The organism is Rhizobium sp. BK313 (assembly GCF_014193655.1).
GTDB lineage: Bacteria > Pseudomonadota > Alphaproteobacteria > Rhizobiales > Rhizobiaceae > Rhizobium.
The window spans coordinates 963,183-978,399 of the sequence record NZ_JACHZQ010000001.1 but is presented as its reverse complement, the minus strand read 5'-3'; the positions used below and the strand labels follow the sequence as shown (position 1 = coordinate 978,399).

Annotated in this window: 10 protein-coding genes and 3 pseudogenes; 6 read left to right on the top strand and 7 right to left on the bottom strand. The window is 56.7% G+C overall.

Annotation, left to right across the window (positions count from 1 at the left end; all coding sequences use genetic code 11):
• Positions 1-80: 80 nt before the first annotated feature.
• On the bottom strand, positions 81-512 hold the full coding sequence (locus FHT86_RS04660) for a hypothetical protein (RefSeq protein WP_133705728.1): 432 nt from the start codon (positions 510-512) through the stop codon (positions 81-83).
• Between the two features lie 1,364 nt (positions 513-1,876).
• Entirely contained in the window at positions 1,877-2,125 is a 249-nt protein-coding gene (locus FHT86_RS04655; protein ID WP_246779387.1) for a DUF6894 family protein, read from the bottom strand.
• Positions 2,126-4,108: 1,983 nt separating this feature from the next.
• Between FHT86_RS04655 and FHT86_RS04650 the strand changes: the two genes are divergently transcribed.
• Positions 4,109-4,357 carry a hypothetical protein gene (locus tag FHT86_RS04650; RefSeq protein WP_246779386.1) on the top strand — a complete coding sequence of 83 codons (249 nt, stop codon included), beginning with the start codon at positions 4,109-4,111 and terminating at the stop codon, positions 4,355-4,357.
• A 716-nt stretch (positions 4,358-5,073) separates the two neighbouring features.
• On the opposite strand, the gene FHT86_RS04645 is transcribed toward FHT86_RS04650, so the two are convergent.
• The 3 genes from FHT86_RS04645 to FHT86_RS04635 all read right to left on the bottom strand — a co-directional run bounded on the left by FHT86_RS04645 (position 5,074) and on the right by FHT86_RS04635 (position 7,687).
• Positions 5,074-5,556 (bottom strand): hypothetical protein, encoded by a 483-nt coding sequence (locus FHT86_RS04645; RefSeq protein WP_166656751.1) that lies wholly within the window; start codon positions 5,554-5,556, stop codon positions 5,074-5,076.
• A gap of 922 nt (positions 5,557-6,478) precedes the next feature.
• Complete coding sequence (locus FHT86_RS04640) at positions 6,479-7,063, bottom strand: UdgX family uracil-DNA binding protein (RefSeq protein WP_409527565.1); 585 nt, start codon at positions 7,061-7,063, stop codon at positions 6,479-6,481.
• A gap of 6 nt (positions 7,064-7,069) precedes the next feature.
• A complete protein-coding gene (locus FHT86_RS04635; RefSeq protein ID WP_133705725.1) occupies positions 7,070-7,687 on the bottom strand; it encodes a flavodoxin family protein in 618 nt (205 codons plus the stop codon).
• Positions 7,688-8,012: 325 nt separating this feature from the next.
• Between FHT86_RS04635 and FHT86_RS37805 the strand changes: the two are divergent.
• Positions 8,013-8,198: pseudogene (locus FHT86_RS37805) on the top strand (IS110 family transposase); the annotation flags it as partial.
• A gap of 141 nt (positions 8,199-8,339) precedes the next feature.
• Here FHT86_RS37805 and FHT86_RS38780 read toward each other — a convergent pair.
• Positions 8,340-8,504 (bottom strand): DUF982 domain-containing protein, encoded by a 165-nt coding sequence (locus tag FHT86_RS38780; protein ID WP_409527581.1) that lies wholly within the window; start codon positions 8,502-8,504, stop codon positions 8,340-8,342.
• Positions 8,505-9,155: 651 nt separating this feature from the next.
• Here FHT86_RS38780 and FHT86_RS38620 point away from each other — a divergent pair.
• Together FHT86_RS38620 and ligD are read left to right on the top strand one after the other, a co-directional pair.
• Positions 9,156-9,263, top strand: a pseudogene (locus tag FHT86_RS38620) (Ku protein); the annotation flags it as partial.
• A 61-nt stretch (positions 9,264-9,324) separates the two neighbouring features.
• Positions 9,325-10,369: pseudogene (gene ligD / locus FHT86_RS38390) on the top strand (non-homologous end-joining DNA ligase).
• 468 nt (positions 10,370-10,837) lie between these two features.
• Here ligD and FHT86_RS04615 read toward each other — a convergent pair.
• Complete coding sequence (locus tag FHT86_RS04615; protein WP_133705723.1) at positions 10,838-11,020, bottom strand: hypothetical protein; 183 nt, start codon at positions 11,018-11,020, stop codon at positions 10,838-10,840.
• A gap of 1,228 nt (positions 11,021-12,248) precedes the next feature.
• On the opposite strand from FHT86_RS04615, the gene FHT86_RS38775 reads away from it, so the two are divergent.
• Together FHT86_RS38775 and FHT86_RS04605 are read left to right on the top strand one after the other, a co-directional pair.
• Positions 12,249-12,845, top strand: a complete 597-nt coding sequence (locus FHT86_RS38775) for a BA14K family protein (protein ID WP_133705722.1) — start codon at positions 12,249-12,251, stop codon at positions 12,843-12,845.
• 320 nt (positions 12,846-13,165) lie between these two features.
• Positions 13,166-13,792: a PRC-barrel domain-containing protein gene (locus FHT86_RS04605; RefSeq protein ID WP_133705721.1), complete on the top strand. Its 627-nt coding sequence runs from the start codon at positions 13,166-13,168 to the stop codon at positions 13,790-13,792.
• Positions 13,793-15,217: the final 1,425 nt, after the last annotated feature.

Here is a 15,217-nt window from a genome sequence, read left to right as displayed (position 1 = left end):
GGAATTGCGCAAGCAATCTCCTACTCTGGGCACGCTTGATAAGCTCGCGACGGCGCTTGGCGTGACCGTCTTCGACCTGATCAAGGACCGACAGCCCGAGTAGCTAATGGTTGGCACATGCCGAGCAGATTGATGAGAACCGAGCGGACCTGCGGCCACGGAAAATCGTCGGTGTCGAGCCTCGGCGCCCCGTGCATGATGATTGAGTGCAGTTTGCCCGCAATCGCCGGCAGGGTATGGGCGGGCATCGCCCAGAGTGCGGCCACAAGCCGGCTTTCGTGATCGAAAGAAATCGTCTCGGCGGTCTTGGCGCCGCTATAGCCGACAAATTCATCGACGGCGTCCCAGTTTTCGCGACGTTCGGCGAGATCCCGCTTGGCGCGTTCGCGTTGATCGGCGAACGCATCACCCTCCAGCCAGCATTCGATTTCTTCTTCCGTCGTGGCAATCAGCGGTTTCTTGCGGGACGGAAGGTGGATTTCCACAAACGGGCTGCTGACGAGGCTGAGCACTCGCGTTTCGAGCCGTTGTTGCACGAGGCACAGCCGGGCGAAAACCTTGGGCCCGGTATCCGATTTCGAAATCCGACATAGCACGGGTAGTCTTGGTGGGCTATGCCACGGTCTTAGACACCGCAAAAGCCTGACACAGCCAGATGCAGGCATGCTCTGGCGGGCGGCCCCTTCAAGCAAGGTGCCGGCGCAAGCCAAGTCCTCAACGGAAGGCTTTCGAAAATAGAGCCAATATTGCGCGCGAAATGATAGATGAGGAGCGACGCTTGCGCGACGAGAAAACCGCACGGTTGCGCAATGCCCGCGAAGCCAGGAAGCCACGGTCGTGAGTGCCCGGCAAACTCGCGAGATGTCACCTGTTGACCGGCGAGCGGTGCTGGAGAGTTTGGCATCGAACCTTGAGTGTCATGCTAGATGCGCCGGCGCCGAAGGCAACGAAGCCCTCGAGATAGTGATGAGGTGTCCTTTGCCAATGCAATTCGCGCCGTATCGGCTGGCAATGCTGTCAACGATATCTCTCTCGCCGAGGACGTAGCCGCGAAAGCGGTCAGCCTGCTCGCCACCCTGACTATCGGAAGCGGCCGACCCTTCATTGATCAGCTGCCCGCCACCCACAGCTGATACGCTCTGGGGTCCTGGCAATGAATGGGAACTTTATTTCCTTCGAAAAGTTCGGTAGGCGAGGAAATCAACCACCTTCCTGTCTCAACTGGTTCGGTTTCCCCGGCCCGCCGCAAAGCATCATTCCCTCAGAGCCCGCGGCGGGCCACTTCCTCGATTTTCGCCAGGAACAAATCTTAGACAAAAAAGTTTAGTCGCTTGCGAGATGCCGGGGGGCGCCGGAACTCGCGGCTGCGTCGGCTATACCCAACCTTTGACGACGCAACCAGGCCCGTCGCTTGGGGGGGCGACGGGCCGAACCAATTTGACGATTTCGCATAATGCCACAATGCGAAAACAGCCCTGATAATTCGCCGGGAACATATTCCAAGACCGCAGTTTGGCTCCTCGCGACGATAGGGTTGTCCCTTCTGTCGCCTCCCGTGCGGTGTAAGAGCCCGTCACGCGCCCCTGGTGACGGGCTTTTAACTTGTCCATCTTGCCCCATCTCGGCAGAAAATTTTTTGCCACTAAATGGAAACCAAAAGGTGACCGATAATGCGGATGAGCCGGCAATACAAATGGCGGCGGCTACGGCTCGAGGCACTGGTATTGCGCTGCCGATGCCCGCTGCCTGACGGGTTGCAGGCGGCTGCCGCCATTTTGAGTAGGTTATGGAACGAACGTTTTGCCGAGGCGCTCAGCTTCCGACGGTTGGGAACTATTCCGCGATTAATGTCTGTCAAAACGAACGGCTTCCCCGATCAGTCAAGTACAAATCTAAACGGTAATGTCAGGACGACATTGCCGCTTTCGTCAGTGACCTCAAACCGCATGCCATCGATAGGGTCGCCGTCGATCACCATCTCCGCAATCATTTCGCGGGCCGCCGTCATCGCTTCTCTCTTGGCCGCCTCAAAGTCTGGAAAATCGAAACCTCGATCGTCCGGGAGGAAGGTGTCGCTGGTGCGGATATGGAAATAATACTTTGGCATGCCGCTGAAACTGATCAACCGATGGTTTGTTCCGGCGCCCAACTCTTGACGGCGGCGTCTGATCCACCGACACTTTAGCTATAAATTATATTCCGCCACCTACAGCTTTCGATGAAGGATGTGGAGGAGACCATGAACGATGATTTCAATAGACCGACGCGTGACCCTAGACCCGCTTCACCCATCCGTACCTGGGCGCCGTGGATAGTTATCTTGGCTGTAATTGTGATCGCCGCACTGGCGTGGAGCTTTTGGCCTCGCACGGAGATTACCTCGATACAGCCGCCAACAACCGCAACACCGCCTGCAACGGCGCCTGCTCAGCAGTGAGGGAAACCTGCAAGCACGGGTTTAGTGGCCTGTCGGCACGAGCTGGAAATGGCGGGCGCCCTTATCGATCCGGGCGATATTTCATATGCTGGCGCTAATCACGAACGGTGAAGTTGAAGCCATCGTTAAGGCGATCCGAACGAAGTCCTGTTTTTCTTGCGAGCGGCGGGAACATACTAGCAAGCCTGCGGTTCGAACTTTACCGCACCCTTTAGTTCGTTTCGCGGCGTAGCCTCCGCGGTAGCCCGTCACGCACTCCCTGGGTGACGGGCTTTACTCTCCATCTCACCCAGAACATTTTGAGAACGAGATTTTCGGGGACACCGATGAAAGGCGGCTGTTCTCGAGTCGAGGAGCGCGCAGTAGAAGTGCAGGCAATCGAACATCGACAAGCGCACTGCTGCGAAGAATTACAATCCGTGATGATCTTTTTTCTCTCTTTGGAACAATGAGCGCGCGGCTCGGTTACTTGCCACAGGGAGGCGCATTCGCCCCATGTCGTCCTCCCGTTTCCCAGGCCCGTCGTCGAGGTCCCACCGGCGACGGGCTCCCTCGGAACGAGATGATCCAGGAATGAACGCTCTGCGGGTGAACCAGTCAGATAAAGCTTGGTCGGACTAGAAGCCCAAGTTGCGCAAAAGACTTTTCTCCACTACTCCACAATCTCAAAAGAAAATTAATCATGCCGGCCTAAGACTTTTATTACCTCAGCGAACTGAGCTGCCAAGATGCCCACTCCACGTCTTAGATTCGATCTTGTCTGCGATCCGACCGATCACTGGACGGTATGGGATCATGATGTTGAGACACCCGCGTGTTTCGGTGGAGAGATTCTACATGGGTTAAGTGAGAGTCGGGCCCAGCAACTGGCCGAGATCCTCAACGAGATCTATCCGAGATCTCGTATGGATGGGAAGATCAAGTCCACAGTACACTGATCTGCGGCTCCCTACCCTCTTCGCTCATCCTATTCTTGAATAACGAGAATGTGGCTCTCCGAGTGGCAAAGCCGGCACAGCGCTCGTCGGCCCTAAACTTAAGCCAATAATGGTGCGTTTTCTAAGATAAAAACTCTCATTCCCGGAGAGAGACCATGAAACTTGTGCAATTGACCTTGATTGGGCAAGCCGCGATGCCTGTCTTCGTAAACCCTGAAAAGATGGCGTCTCTAGTCACGCTTTCCGATCGAACCTCAATAGTCAGGACGGCGACTATCGCTCACGGGGCAGCGATAGTTTACGATGTCAGAGAGCTGGCCGCGGAAGTTGTACGACTTCTCACGGCCAGTTCGGTTCAGACCCACCGGAGCAGTCCAGACCACGTGACTGTGCGACCTAGGTGAAGATGGTGAAGTGGGACAGAACAAGTTAGCGGACCGCCGCGTCATATGGACGGCTTACGGCTGTGAAGGCGTGATATATCGCTATTCCGCGTATGGGCGGAACATGCTTAGAACACGCGAGCCGATACGAGGCTGGCAGCGCCGGTTCATTTTGAACGCTTGTGCGAGGAGCCCGGCTGCAAGAAGTGGGGCGGTTCCGGCGCGATGTTGGTAAAGGCGAAACCCGCTGGTTTTGCTATGAGCAACGATGGCTGGAATATCCGCTGCCGAAAACGGTATTGTCATGAAGTCATTTTAAGTAGACGATAAGTTGACCGCCAATTGTGGCGATGACAAACGAGACCATCAAATCGAAAATGATCAGCAAGTATCTCGGTAAGCTTGGCATTGTTCTGGACTCAACCGACCTGGCCGTCTGTCAACGCGCTTTTGATGCCATTTTACTAAAATGGAATATCGCGCGCGATAATGAAGACGCCGAACAAACAGCAGCAACCATTATTGCACTGTACCAGCAGGGAATACATGACGAGGACAAGCTCGTGACCCTCGCCAGTCCCCACCCGCAGCGGAAATAAAACTTCCTCAGTGAGGGAACAAGGCGATTGTGGATTTCGATATTTTGCTTTTGTTAGTCGCGGCTAATAAGCATATTGTTGTGATGGGTGGCTGAATCCCCTTCGGTCGCCCTGTCCCTAGCCTAATGCCGTATCCTCAGCATTAGTTGCCTTGGGTTTTCGACCTCACCGTTGCGCCCCCCGTAGCGGTGAGGTTTTCCAGAGGCGCTATTGTCCTGTCCGCACATCGTTCAAAAAACCTAGGCCGGCTTATATGGTGGCATGGGGGGCCGCCCGGTATCGCACTTCACCAAACGGCGATACCCTTGGCCCGTCGCTTGCGTCCCAAACCGCAGCGGCTGGCTTCGATTTGATGTTTCCCGAATTGTTGGCCGAGCTATCGATTGAAGAGTACCCGCTTCCTCAGCGCCGTAAGAAAGGCGTCACGCGCCGTCCGGTCACGGACTGTTTAAAATTCGCGTCATGGTCACACCAGAGATTGCTGGAAAGGCGACACGCGACTCCGTAGGCCATTATGACGCACTAAAGCGACTCAACGGGATGGATGAATGGACGACGATCTCAAGGCCGACGAACGGCCGCGCGCACGAGCCAATTCATTTCGAGCATTGGTGCGAACATAATGGCTGCAATAAGTGGGGCGGTCACGGCTATGAACCCGGCCAAGGCGAAAACCCGCTGGTATTGCTTTGAGCACGATGGCATTTTCCCCGCAGTCAAAAGACAAAAAATGCACGTATCGATGGAACAAATTGAGAAGCTCGATGTTGAGCTATCGGTTGGCAATCGCGCGGATTGACCAACCACCTCCAAGCCGAGCCGCCGCTGGCCACGCCCCTGCCAGCGGCGGTTTTTGTGCGCCATGTATAATAGGCCGAGTTTGCCGACCTATTTTCGACCGCAGGAATGATCGGAGCGGATGCCATGCAGCCTTTGCAGGTATCGAACACCGGCGGTCCGACCGTGAAGATCGTTCCGTTCTTGAAAGCAATTGCGAACGATCCCGCCCCGATGTAACGCGCCAAAAGAATTCTTTGCATTGATCTGAACACATATTCCATCTCGCCCAGTGCGATGTGGAGATACTTTTCAGCGATCTTTCTTGGACCCTGATCTGGGTAGCTCCTGATCTCTGAACGGAGCTCGTTGTCGCTCCAGAGGCTGGGAGATTCTTGGATCTGAGCAGACGGTTTTGGCATAGTATCTCCTGTCTCGCCGCCAGTGCGATACCAGTTTCATTGTGATGTTCTGAGAAAAGCCGCCTCGAAGGACGCCTTAACTGTCATGATTAAAAGCATATATGATCGGTATTTGCCGCCCGACTTTTGGTCATCAGCGCGGCCGCCACAGCTAGAGCCTTCAGAGGCTCGTTCAGGAATGATAACAGTTTCCAGCAAACGCGGTGGTTATAAAAGAAGCGGAGACCCATGCGGCAATAGCGAAAACACGGTATTTCCTCCATTGCCCGCGATCCATGTCACGTTTCGGTCTGCCACTCAAACCATTGATTAAAAACAAAGGCACGCATTGGCGAGCCAGATTTTTCCGCTGCCTTTTACGGAGAGCAGTGTTTCGACCGCATCAGGTGAGGCTCGACAACTAGAGCCGCGGCAGGAACAAGAGCTCGCAAATTTTGTTTGATATATGCCGCCGGTTCCCGACGGCTTGCAGCGTGGCAGATGCTGCAAAACGACCCGCCGCGACGTTTCCCAACTCCCGTCGCGGCGGGCTTTTTGCCGAACGGCGATGGAACAAAAAACGCATTGGATCGTTACGCGCGTGGGCTAGTGACCTAGCTTCCTTTCCGCACACTTAGCCCCACTCATAGTGGGGCTTTTTTTATTTTTCCCCTCAAATAGACAAAAAACAAAAAGCCCCGATCCGGTGAACGACGGGGCTAATGATCCAGCAAACCGGGCGCTGCCGCGCCCGAGAGTTGATTTAGGGCATAATTATGCCCCGTCGCCTGGTGCTGAAGAGCAGGTCGGCTCGCAACCGGAACTTCCGGCCGTCGGCAATTTCGATCTTTAGGCGTTTCGCCTTGCCGTTATTATCGGGACATCCAGGTAATCGCGAACGCTCTTGAGGTCGCTGATAAAGCGCCGCCGCTCGCTGTCGCGATCATTTCGGTCGCGGATTCGGAGCAGGTAGGACGGATGGATCGTAACCAGGACAGGCGTGCCGCTTGCTGCCGGCAAAAACGTGGCCTCGTTCCTTTGTAAGTCCGACAGATCGCCCCATCAGAGCGTAGAGGGCTGTCGCCCCGAGCGCCACGATCAGGTCAGGCCGCAGAAGCTCTAGTTCCCCGCCCAGCCACCAGGCGCAACGTTGTATCTCACCGGCGTTCGGCTTGGCATGAAGGCGCCGTTTGACGCGTCGTTCGAACTTAAAATGCTTGACCGCATTGGTCACGTAACAGAGCGAACGATCAATACCGGCTTCCTGCAGACATTCGTCGAGCAGCCTGCCCGCGGGGCCGACGAAAGGCTTGCCGGCGATGTCCTCCTGATCTCCTGGCTGTTCGCCAACCAGCACAACCCTCGCCCCGGACGGGCCCTCGCCGAACACGGTTTGGGTGGCATGCCTATAGAGATCGCAGCGTTCACAGGTGCCAGCTTGGCGCCGGAGCGCGCTCAAACTTGTTACCTGTGGATGGGGTTCTGCAAAAGCAGGCGGGACCTGCGCCTTGTGGGTGGTCGTCGGCATTGCCTGCTACCCCTCCTCGCCCGGATATTGGGATTTCTTCAGAAGCTTGGCGAGATGGGCCGTGTTGCGCGCCAGCATGGATACCATCGTCTGGACGGCTTCGGGTGTCTTTTTGAGATCGACAAAATTGGTCGATCCCATGGCCTCTCCAACCCAGTAGGCCACCGCATTGGCGGGGATCGTAAAGCCGACATCGTTGAGAGCCTGGAAGAGTTCCGCCGAAACGTGATGAGCGCCGTCTTCGTTGCCGACCACGGCGACGGCGGCGACCTTGCCATAAGACACCATGCGGCCCTGATCGTCGGTTTCTTCGAGAAATGCGTCCATGCGTTCCAGTGCCCGCTTGCAGACGCTGCCCGGCTGTCCGAGCCAGATGGGCGTGCCGACGAGCAGGATATCTGCTTGCAGAACGTGTCTGCGAATCTCCGGCCAGGCGTCGCCTTCGCCCTCGTCCGACGTCACGCCCGGCTTGATGTTGTGATCGGCAAGTCGAATGGTCTCGGTTTCGACGCCGTGCTTCTTGAACTCTTCAGCAATGAGTTCGAGCAATTTGCCAGTGGAGGATGGCTCGGAAGAATCCGAGGACTTCAGGGTGCCGTTCAAGGCGAGTGCTTTCAAAGACATGGTTGCTTCCTGTTGCGAAAACGGGTCGGCCATTCCAACGACCTCATGTTCGGGGTGCGTTTGTGCCTCCGGTTCGCAAAGCGAAACCGATCATCAGGTGAGTTGTTCCCTGCGTGCCGACTGCCAGGGAACAATCGCTTTGCGGATGCGGTTTCCGTTTGAAGAACGAAAAATCCCGAACATGGAGTTTCATCCATGCAGGCTGTGCGCATCCATCGTCGGCAGACCGGAAGTCATGGCGATCGAGGAGATGGATCGTCCGTCCCCGGCTGCCAACGAAGTCCTCATCAAAGTCTTTGCAGCAAGCGTCAATCCGGTCGATGCGATGCGGTTCGTGGTTCCGAAGACACATGGTCAGCAGGCCTCCTCGATGATCTTCCGCACACGCGATCTGTCCGTCCGTCAGAGAACGCAGCTCATCAACGCCCTCCGCGCGCACTGGGCTGAGCACGGGGTAGTTGCACCGCAGGGAATCGCGAACCTGGCCTTGCTGACGCAGATCATCGAGGATGCGCAATCGGGCCCCGAGTCGACCTGCTATGGTCCGGAGGAACGTCTTGCTGCCACACCCTTCCGATGGCCGCTCCCGAGAAAGTACCCCTGCTTCAACGAGGCATCCCCCGGCCGCTGGTCAAAAACCTTCTGCTCGATGTCAGTCTCTCCACAAGATTCCAATCGCGACGGCCGCCGCCATGAAGGCGTCGCGGGCGTCATCCACCGAGGCCCGCCCTTCGTGCGCATTGATCAAAATCTTCTTCGCCAGAGCATGTAGCTTATCCGGTTTGTCTTTTGGCCATTCCTGAAGTAGAAATTGCATCGCTCGTTTTGTATCGTTGATAGTCACGTATTTGCCGGGGTCGCGGGTTGCGACCGTCACTGTGCCGTTCCAGAGATGTTTCGACATGGGTGTTTCCTCCGCGGCTAAAACGTCGGCCAACGCGTGGTGTTCCACACGGCGCGACACAAGCAATGCTCGCCACGCAATCATTCCGGACTGGCTGAAAAATCGCCCAAGACCAACTCGGACCGGTCACTGTCGGGGCGCAATCTTTGGATGTCACTCGTGCATACTCTCCATGCGATTATTCCCTGCCATTTATCCGAAGGAGACCGGTGCCACCAATGGCTCGCCCATGATCAATATTCGGGTGGCCATCGTCCGAACTATGCCTTCACCTTCCGGCGCCGATCAGGCTCGGCGGGCAGCAACACTCTCCGTGAATGCACCATTCTCGTTCCCGCATGTGGAGCGTTTGATCTTAAGAGAATCGATGACACGCTTGGTCTTTGTTCCGGCCAATGAAAACGCTCGCCCCTTCAAAAGATGCAGCAACTCAAAGGCCTGTTCGTGACCGGCCAGACGGACGGCGCATCCGTCCTAGGCCTTTGAATCTAGATTCGTTTCTACTCGGAACAATTGCTCGGTGGTTGGGTTGAGTCGCGTTGGCTGCGTCAGGAGTCCGCGCAGATCGTTGCCCCGCGAGCGAATTGGAAAGGCTATATCAAGTTTGGAGAAGTCGCGTTTCCCGTGGCTTTTTACACGGCGGCATCGTCGACGGAGCGGATCGCCTTCAACAGGTTCGACGACCGCTATAAGGCGGCGGTGGCTGAACTGTTGAGGTCCGTGGACGCTAAACATCATGCGCCCGCGCCGCCCCGTGCTCGAAGAGGCCCACTCAACGCTGCAGTCTCGTCCGATCAGCAAGCGCGATCGCGACCAGCCAAGTCTGCCCTTCGACCCCATGCCCGCGAGGATCGAGCCCTGCCTTGCGCTACTGAAGCAAACCGTACCGGGGCGACGATTGGCTCTACGAAGTGAAGTGGGACGGCTATCGATTGGCCATCCACGTCGAGCCGAAAGCGGTTCGCATCGTCACCCGCGGAGGTCACGACTGGACCGCCCGCTTCCCGGCGATCGTCGCAGCTGCAAAACAGCTCCGCGTGACGACCGCCATACTGAATGGGGAAGCCGTGGTTCTGGACGATTAGGGGAAATCGGATTTCGGTGCGTTACAGCGCTCGCTGGGAGGTCGATGCGGAAAGCGGGTTCGGCCGAATCCATCCTCTACGCCTTTGACCTGCTCTATCTGGACGGGCACGATCTAACAGGTACCGAGCTCTCAGTCCGGCGCCACCTGCTCGAGGATCTCGTGCCCGAGGCGGAATCGAGTGCCATCCGGCTCTCGGATGAGCTTCCGCTGGACGCATCAACGCTCCTCGAACACGCCTGCCATCTTGGTCTGGAAGGCATTATCGCCAAGCATCGAGACGGGCGCTACCGCAGTGGCCGCACCAATGATTGGCTAAAGATTAAGTGCGTCCAAAGCGAGAGCTTCATGATCGTCGGTTACGAGCAATCGACATCGGCCCGTGGCGGCATCGGCAGCCTGCTGCACGCCGGCAGACGCGGCCTCGATTGGATCTACGTCGGATCGGTCGGTACAGGTTTCAGTGCGGGGATGCTGAGTTATCTGAAGAAGACCCTCGCCGGTTGAAGCGAGGCGGCCGGTCGTGGCCGTGAAGGGCAACCGTTTCGTCTTCGTCCAGCCGGCCCTCATCGCCGAGATCGAGTTTCGCGGCTGGACCGATGATGGCAATCTTCGACATGCTTCATACAAGGGGCTTCGGGAAGTCCAGGACAATGCAGCTGTCTTCGATATGACCGGCTTCATTCGAAGCTGACGGCTCGGATCAGTCCGGTGCAAGATTTCAACGCGCGTGAAAATAGGGAGAGAGAACATCCGCGACCTGGCCCATGTCACCATGTCATATGTGTCCTGGGATACCATGTAGCACAAGATGAGCCGGAACAGTACCTACGGTCGGCGATTTGATATCAGGTACCCGAAGAGACACAGGACACAGGCGAGAGCCTCACGGCGTAGGGCATAGCCTCAGGTGCCCTCCAGGACACCTCGACATTCCGCGTCTAGGTGGTTCAGTTGATCAGCCGTAGCGTCGGCCTCGTCCTTGTCTTCAAGCCATGCAACCTCAATATCGTGGAGCACGACCACATCTCCCGTGAACACGTTGATCACCGACCAAAAGCCATGGCCTGTCTTCTTGGGGCGAAACCTCCGGTTCTTCATAGGCTGACATTAACGTGCTCCCCTAGCGTTTGCGATAGTCTTTTTCGTCGCGGGTTCAGTCTCACTGGGTCGGATTCTTCCTGCGTTCCTCCAGGTTCAGCAGATAGGCCATGTCAAAGGCCAACTGTCCACTTAAGCCGATGAGCAACACACCAAGTATCTCGGCTTCGTGCTCGGTAACGGTATCGAATACGGACCAATTGCCGTGGAGGTCTTCTTTTGCCGAGTACCTGATGGGGGCCATGATCGCTCACCTGAGGAAGGCAGTAGTGAGGTTAACGTCCCAACCATAATAATGTTTTGATAGAAACGACTGAGCGCGCAATTAGAGGCGCGTTCGGTGACAACACCCCGAACGCTCAGTGCAGAGTAAGGGCTCCCTTACGGATCAGCTCGTGGCGGTTCAGGAGATCAACCATATAGTCTGCCTCTTCGGCAGTGAGGCAACGGACACGTACCCCATAACAACAGGCTCTGCGGTGCGTACGTCTACCACCGTCCAGTAACTGTTGTGCTCGTTCTTCTTGACATCGTACCAGAGCGTCGCGATGGGGCGATTTTACCGCTACTCCAGAATGTTTGATAGAAATTTCTGCGTCCCATCGGGCATGGAATAGCCGCCACTCCTACTCGGAATGCTCTGTCCAGTTCGAGGCCCTTCCGGTGTAGCATGTCTTGCAGGTTCATGAGGTCAACCAGATAGTCCGCCTCCTCGTCGGTGAGGCAGTCAACGACGGTCTCAAGTGACCGCCCCGACACCAAGGTCGTTGACGATGACAAGGGATTGTCATCGTGAGCACTCTGACAGGATCCTGCTGATACGGGAAGGCGCGGATCTCGATTCGAGGGCAGCCGAAACGGACCGGTATCTGCCCTTGCATGGAACTGCCGGCAGGAAAGTGGATCGGCTATTGTCGCGAGGCTTGGCTTCATCCGGTCGAATGTGCCGACCAGTTCCAACTCAGGGCGGGTGTTCCCCTTGCTATGAGCGGGCAGTCCGACCAAGTTCTGCCCCTTGGTTCGAAGCCTCGAACGCCGAGGTCTACTGAGGAGCGTCGCGCCGGTCAAACATTCCGTAACCCCTTATGACACGGACGCGACGCATGCGGATATCTTCGCCGGCCTTGGCGCTGTTCGAAAATACCTCGGCAGCGCTTCTGTCTTTCTGACGTCACTCGGCGTCAGAACGGCCTCGAAAAAGATCCCAGGCAGCGGCGCCCTCACGGCTATTACTGGGCACGCTGAAATGGCGGCGGTGCAGGTTTCGCCCGTGTTCGGCGTGATCCGATAACTCCACTGTCTATGGCTGCTCGCTCAGTTTTGACACTTTTGAAGGCATCCATCGTAGTGCTCTTAAGACCAAAGTCCGTCGTACATCAGACCTAAGCCCAGACATGGAACTCAACGTTTTTGCCCCGCGTTCCCGCTGCGGCAGATGTCGAGTTTGGCACTGAGATGGTTTGGAGGTTCGAATGAAGGCGGTGGCATCACTGGCATTTTCGATCGCAAGCGCAACAAGCCTGTGCGTCGGTGGCGCCTCTGTTGCGTCCCATATGGTAGCGCAGCCCAACCGCGCCGCTTTGCGCGTGGAGGAGGAGCCCGACCTTTGGACCGCGGAGCCCCGTCCGGTGGACCTGTCCAAGCAGCGCTATCAAAGGTTGCCGCCCCTGCTCTCCAGTTATGCAGAGGATCAACTACGCAATCAGCTTCGCACGGCGAAAACGGTTACCTCGCGTCCATCGACCGATGAGGCTCGTACCCTTGTCGATTCCACAACAAGACACACTGAATGGTGCACCGCAAGGTATCGCTCATACAATGCCAAAACTGATACCTACCTATCGTTCAGTGGGGAGGAACGTCCCTGCATATCGTCGCCCTCGGATGAAGCAGTGTCACCGTTTGCAGCGTCTCGGCCATCCGACGATCATGTTGCGTGGTGCTCTACCAGATACGCATCCTATCGGCTTGAGGACGATACCTACCAGCCCTACTCCGGCTCTCGAACCAAATGCATATCTCGGATCGCGCGACCCGCGCCGGAGCAAGTCACGGCGAGCGGATATTGATCGCCGTCTGCGTTGACACTGTTTGGACCTTCTTTATGCGCCTTTCGCGTCCACGAGACGGACGTCATCCGCGTATCCATCGCTGCAACCGGGCTGCAGAATCAATTGTCTCGGTTGTATTAATCTAGACATTGTCCGTTGATTTTTCGCGTTATTTTGACCTCGCCGAGGCCATTTGCGGCCGTTTCCCGCAACTTTTGCCGGAACTAAACCTCTTTTCGACCATTGTCCCTAACGAACCGGCACGGTGATGGTCAGCCAAAAGAGTGGCGCCGCCCGAGCTGGTGAACGTGCCCATCTGAATGAAAGGTAGGTTCACGATGACTGGCAAACTGTTCACTTCCGCCGCTGCTGGCGCAATCTTTGCCACAGCATCGGTTCTTTCGCCGATGGCTTTTGCTCAATCACAGCAGCGGTCGACCGACAACGGTGCCGCGCCGATGACACAGACCACCCCGGCAATGCCAGACACAACCAAGCCGGCTACCACAATGCCGCAAAATGATGCCCAGGCTCCGGCCCCGGCACCGACAACAACCACGGCGCAGGCCGGTGGGTATCTGACCGAGCAATCGGCCGACCAGATCAGCGCCAAGACCTATATGGGCCAGTCAGTCTATAACGGTCAGAATGAAAGCATTGGTAGCATCAACGACCTCATCCTGCAGAAGCAGGGCGGTGTTATCGCTGCAGTCGTCGGCGTCGGCGGTTTCCTTGGCATCGGCCAGAAGAATGTCGCCGTTCCCTTCGACAAGATCGACCTGGCGCAAAACGCCCAGGACGGCACCATCAAGCTGACGACGACCGAAACGGCCGACTCGCTGAAGGCCGCACCGGAGTTCAAGACACTTGCGATGCAGGCCTCTGAAAAGGCCGCACAGACCCCGGCAACCGCCGCGGTGCCTGGAACCGACAGCACGACGACCTCGTCGACGACCAATAAATGATGAAGGTTCTCGTGCAATATCAAAAACGGCGGTCTTTGCGGGCCGCCGTTTTTCGTATCTGTCGCAGCGGTAGCGTTTAGGGCTTTTGCGCCCTTCAGCGATTAGATGTCGTTTGAGATTTGTGATGAAAGCGGCAATATCGCCCGGCTGCTTCTGATATTCGGGTTGCGGTGTAGTCGGCTTTCGCGGCAACCTCTTCGAGATTGATATCTCTCGGTTGATCATCGCCTCCGTTGTGAAAACTCGGGACACGAATACGAGCCAGAAGGCAGAGATACCCAACATTCAACCCAATCGGGCAACCCACGCCCAGTCGCGCCGCATTGCCTTGACGGCGAACATCCCGATTGCCGCGATATCTCCGAGCTCCCAGATAACCTGGCCGACAATGAACCATCCATTCATCTGCTTACCCCTCCGGTTTATCGAGAGATGAATAGCGGAAGGCGAGCCGCAATCAAGCCATGGCTTTAGGGGTACGCTTCATCCGTGGCCGGTAAATGCCGTTATCGGTCGAAGGCACCGAAATGGACATTTCCTTAACTACAACCGAAAAGAAGCATCGTCGAAGCATTTACAATCGACGATGAGAAGTTCATCCGTCCGTCGACTTTAGAGCTCTTCGCATGACGCGTTCGAGACCCGATCCAAGCGACATGATCGTCAATAGCCCCGATCCGCGCCAGACCGCGCGGCGGTCTGTTTTTGGATGTTGGTGACAAGGAGACGCGGCAATGACGAATTGGAATTCCAGAGCAAACCGGATCGCCAGAATTGGTGTCAAAGTCGGAGGAATGTCCGTGGCGGCCGGCATGGCCTGGTGGGGCATCGTCGAATGCGTCTTGTGGGTCGCAAGGAACATCGAGGCATTAGGGGTTTCCCCGGGCGCGGTTTTGACGCCTCTATGCATGGCGGCCGTTTGCGCGTTTCTTTACTGGCTCTCGGCGGAGGTGTCGTCCATCGTCCGACGCCGCCTGGCTGGTCTTGCGCGAGAGTCAGGACGCAGGCACCTGGTAAGACGCGGGTTCCTTGTCGATGGAGCATGGCGTCCTTAAATGCCGCTGGCCAGACTGCGGCGAAGGCATTCTCGGCAGGAGCGATCCTGGCATTTATCGCTCTGGCTATTGGCGCAATCGCGGCTTGGATCCGAGCGCCAGTCGGCACCACGCACGTTGTGCGCAACGAGGGAGTCTATATCGCGCGCTGAGCGTTCGCTTCGAAGGCCGCCTCACCGGGGCGGTCTTCTGGGGACGAGAGCCATCTGTGAAGCTTTGCAAGGCCTCGAGCCGCCCGCAAGATCAACACTGTCCGCGCCGGCGCCTGCTCAGCAATAGAGACGGTCCACCAGCAGTAGAGGAAAATGAATCTTTGGCAAAAGATGACAAACCGCCGGTAGTGAGCGCAACGGATGTGAAGCAAGCTGAC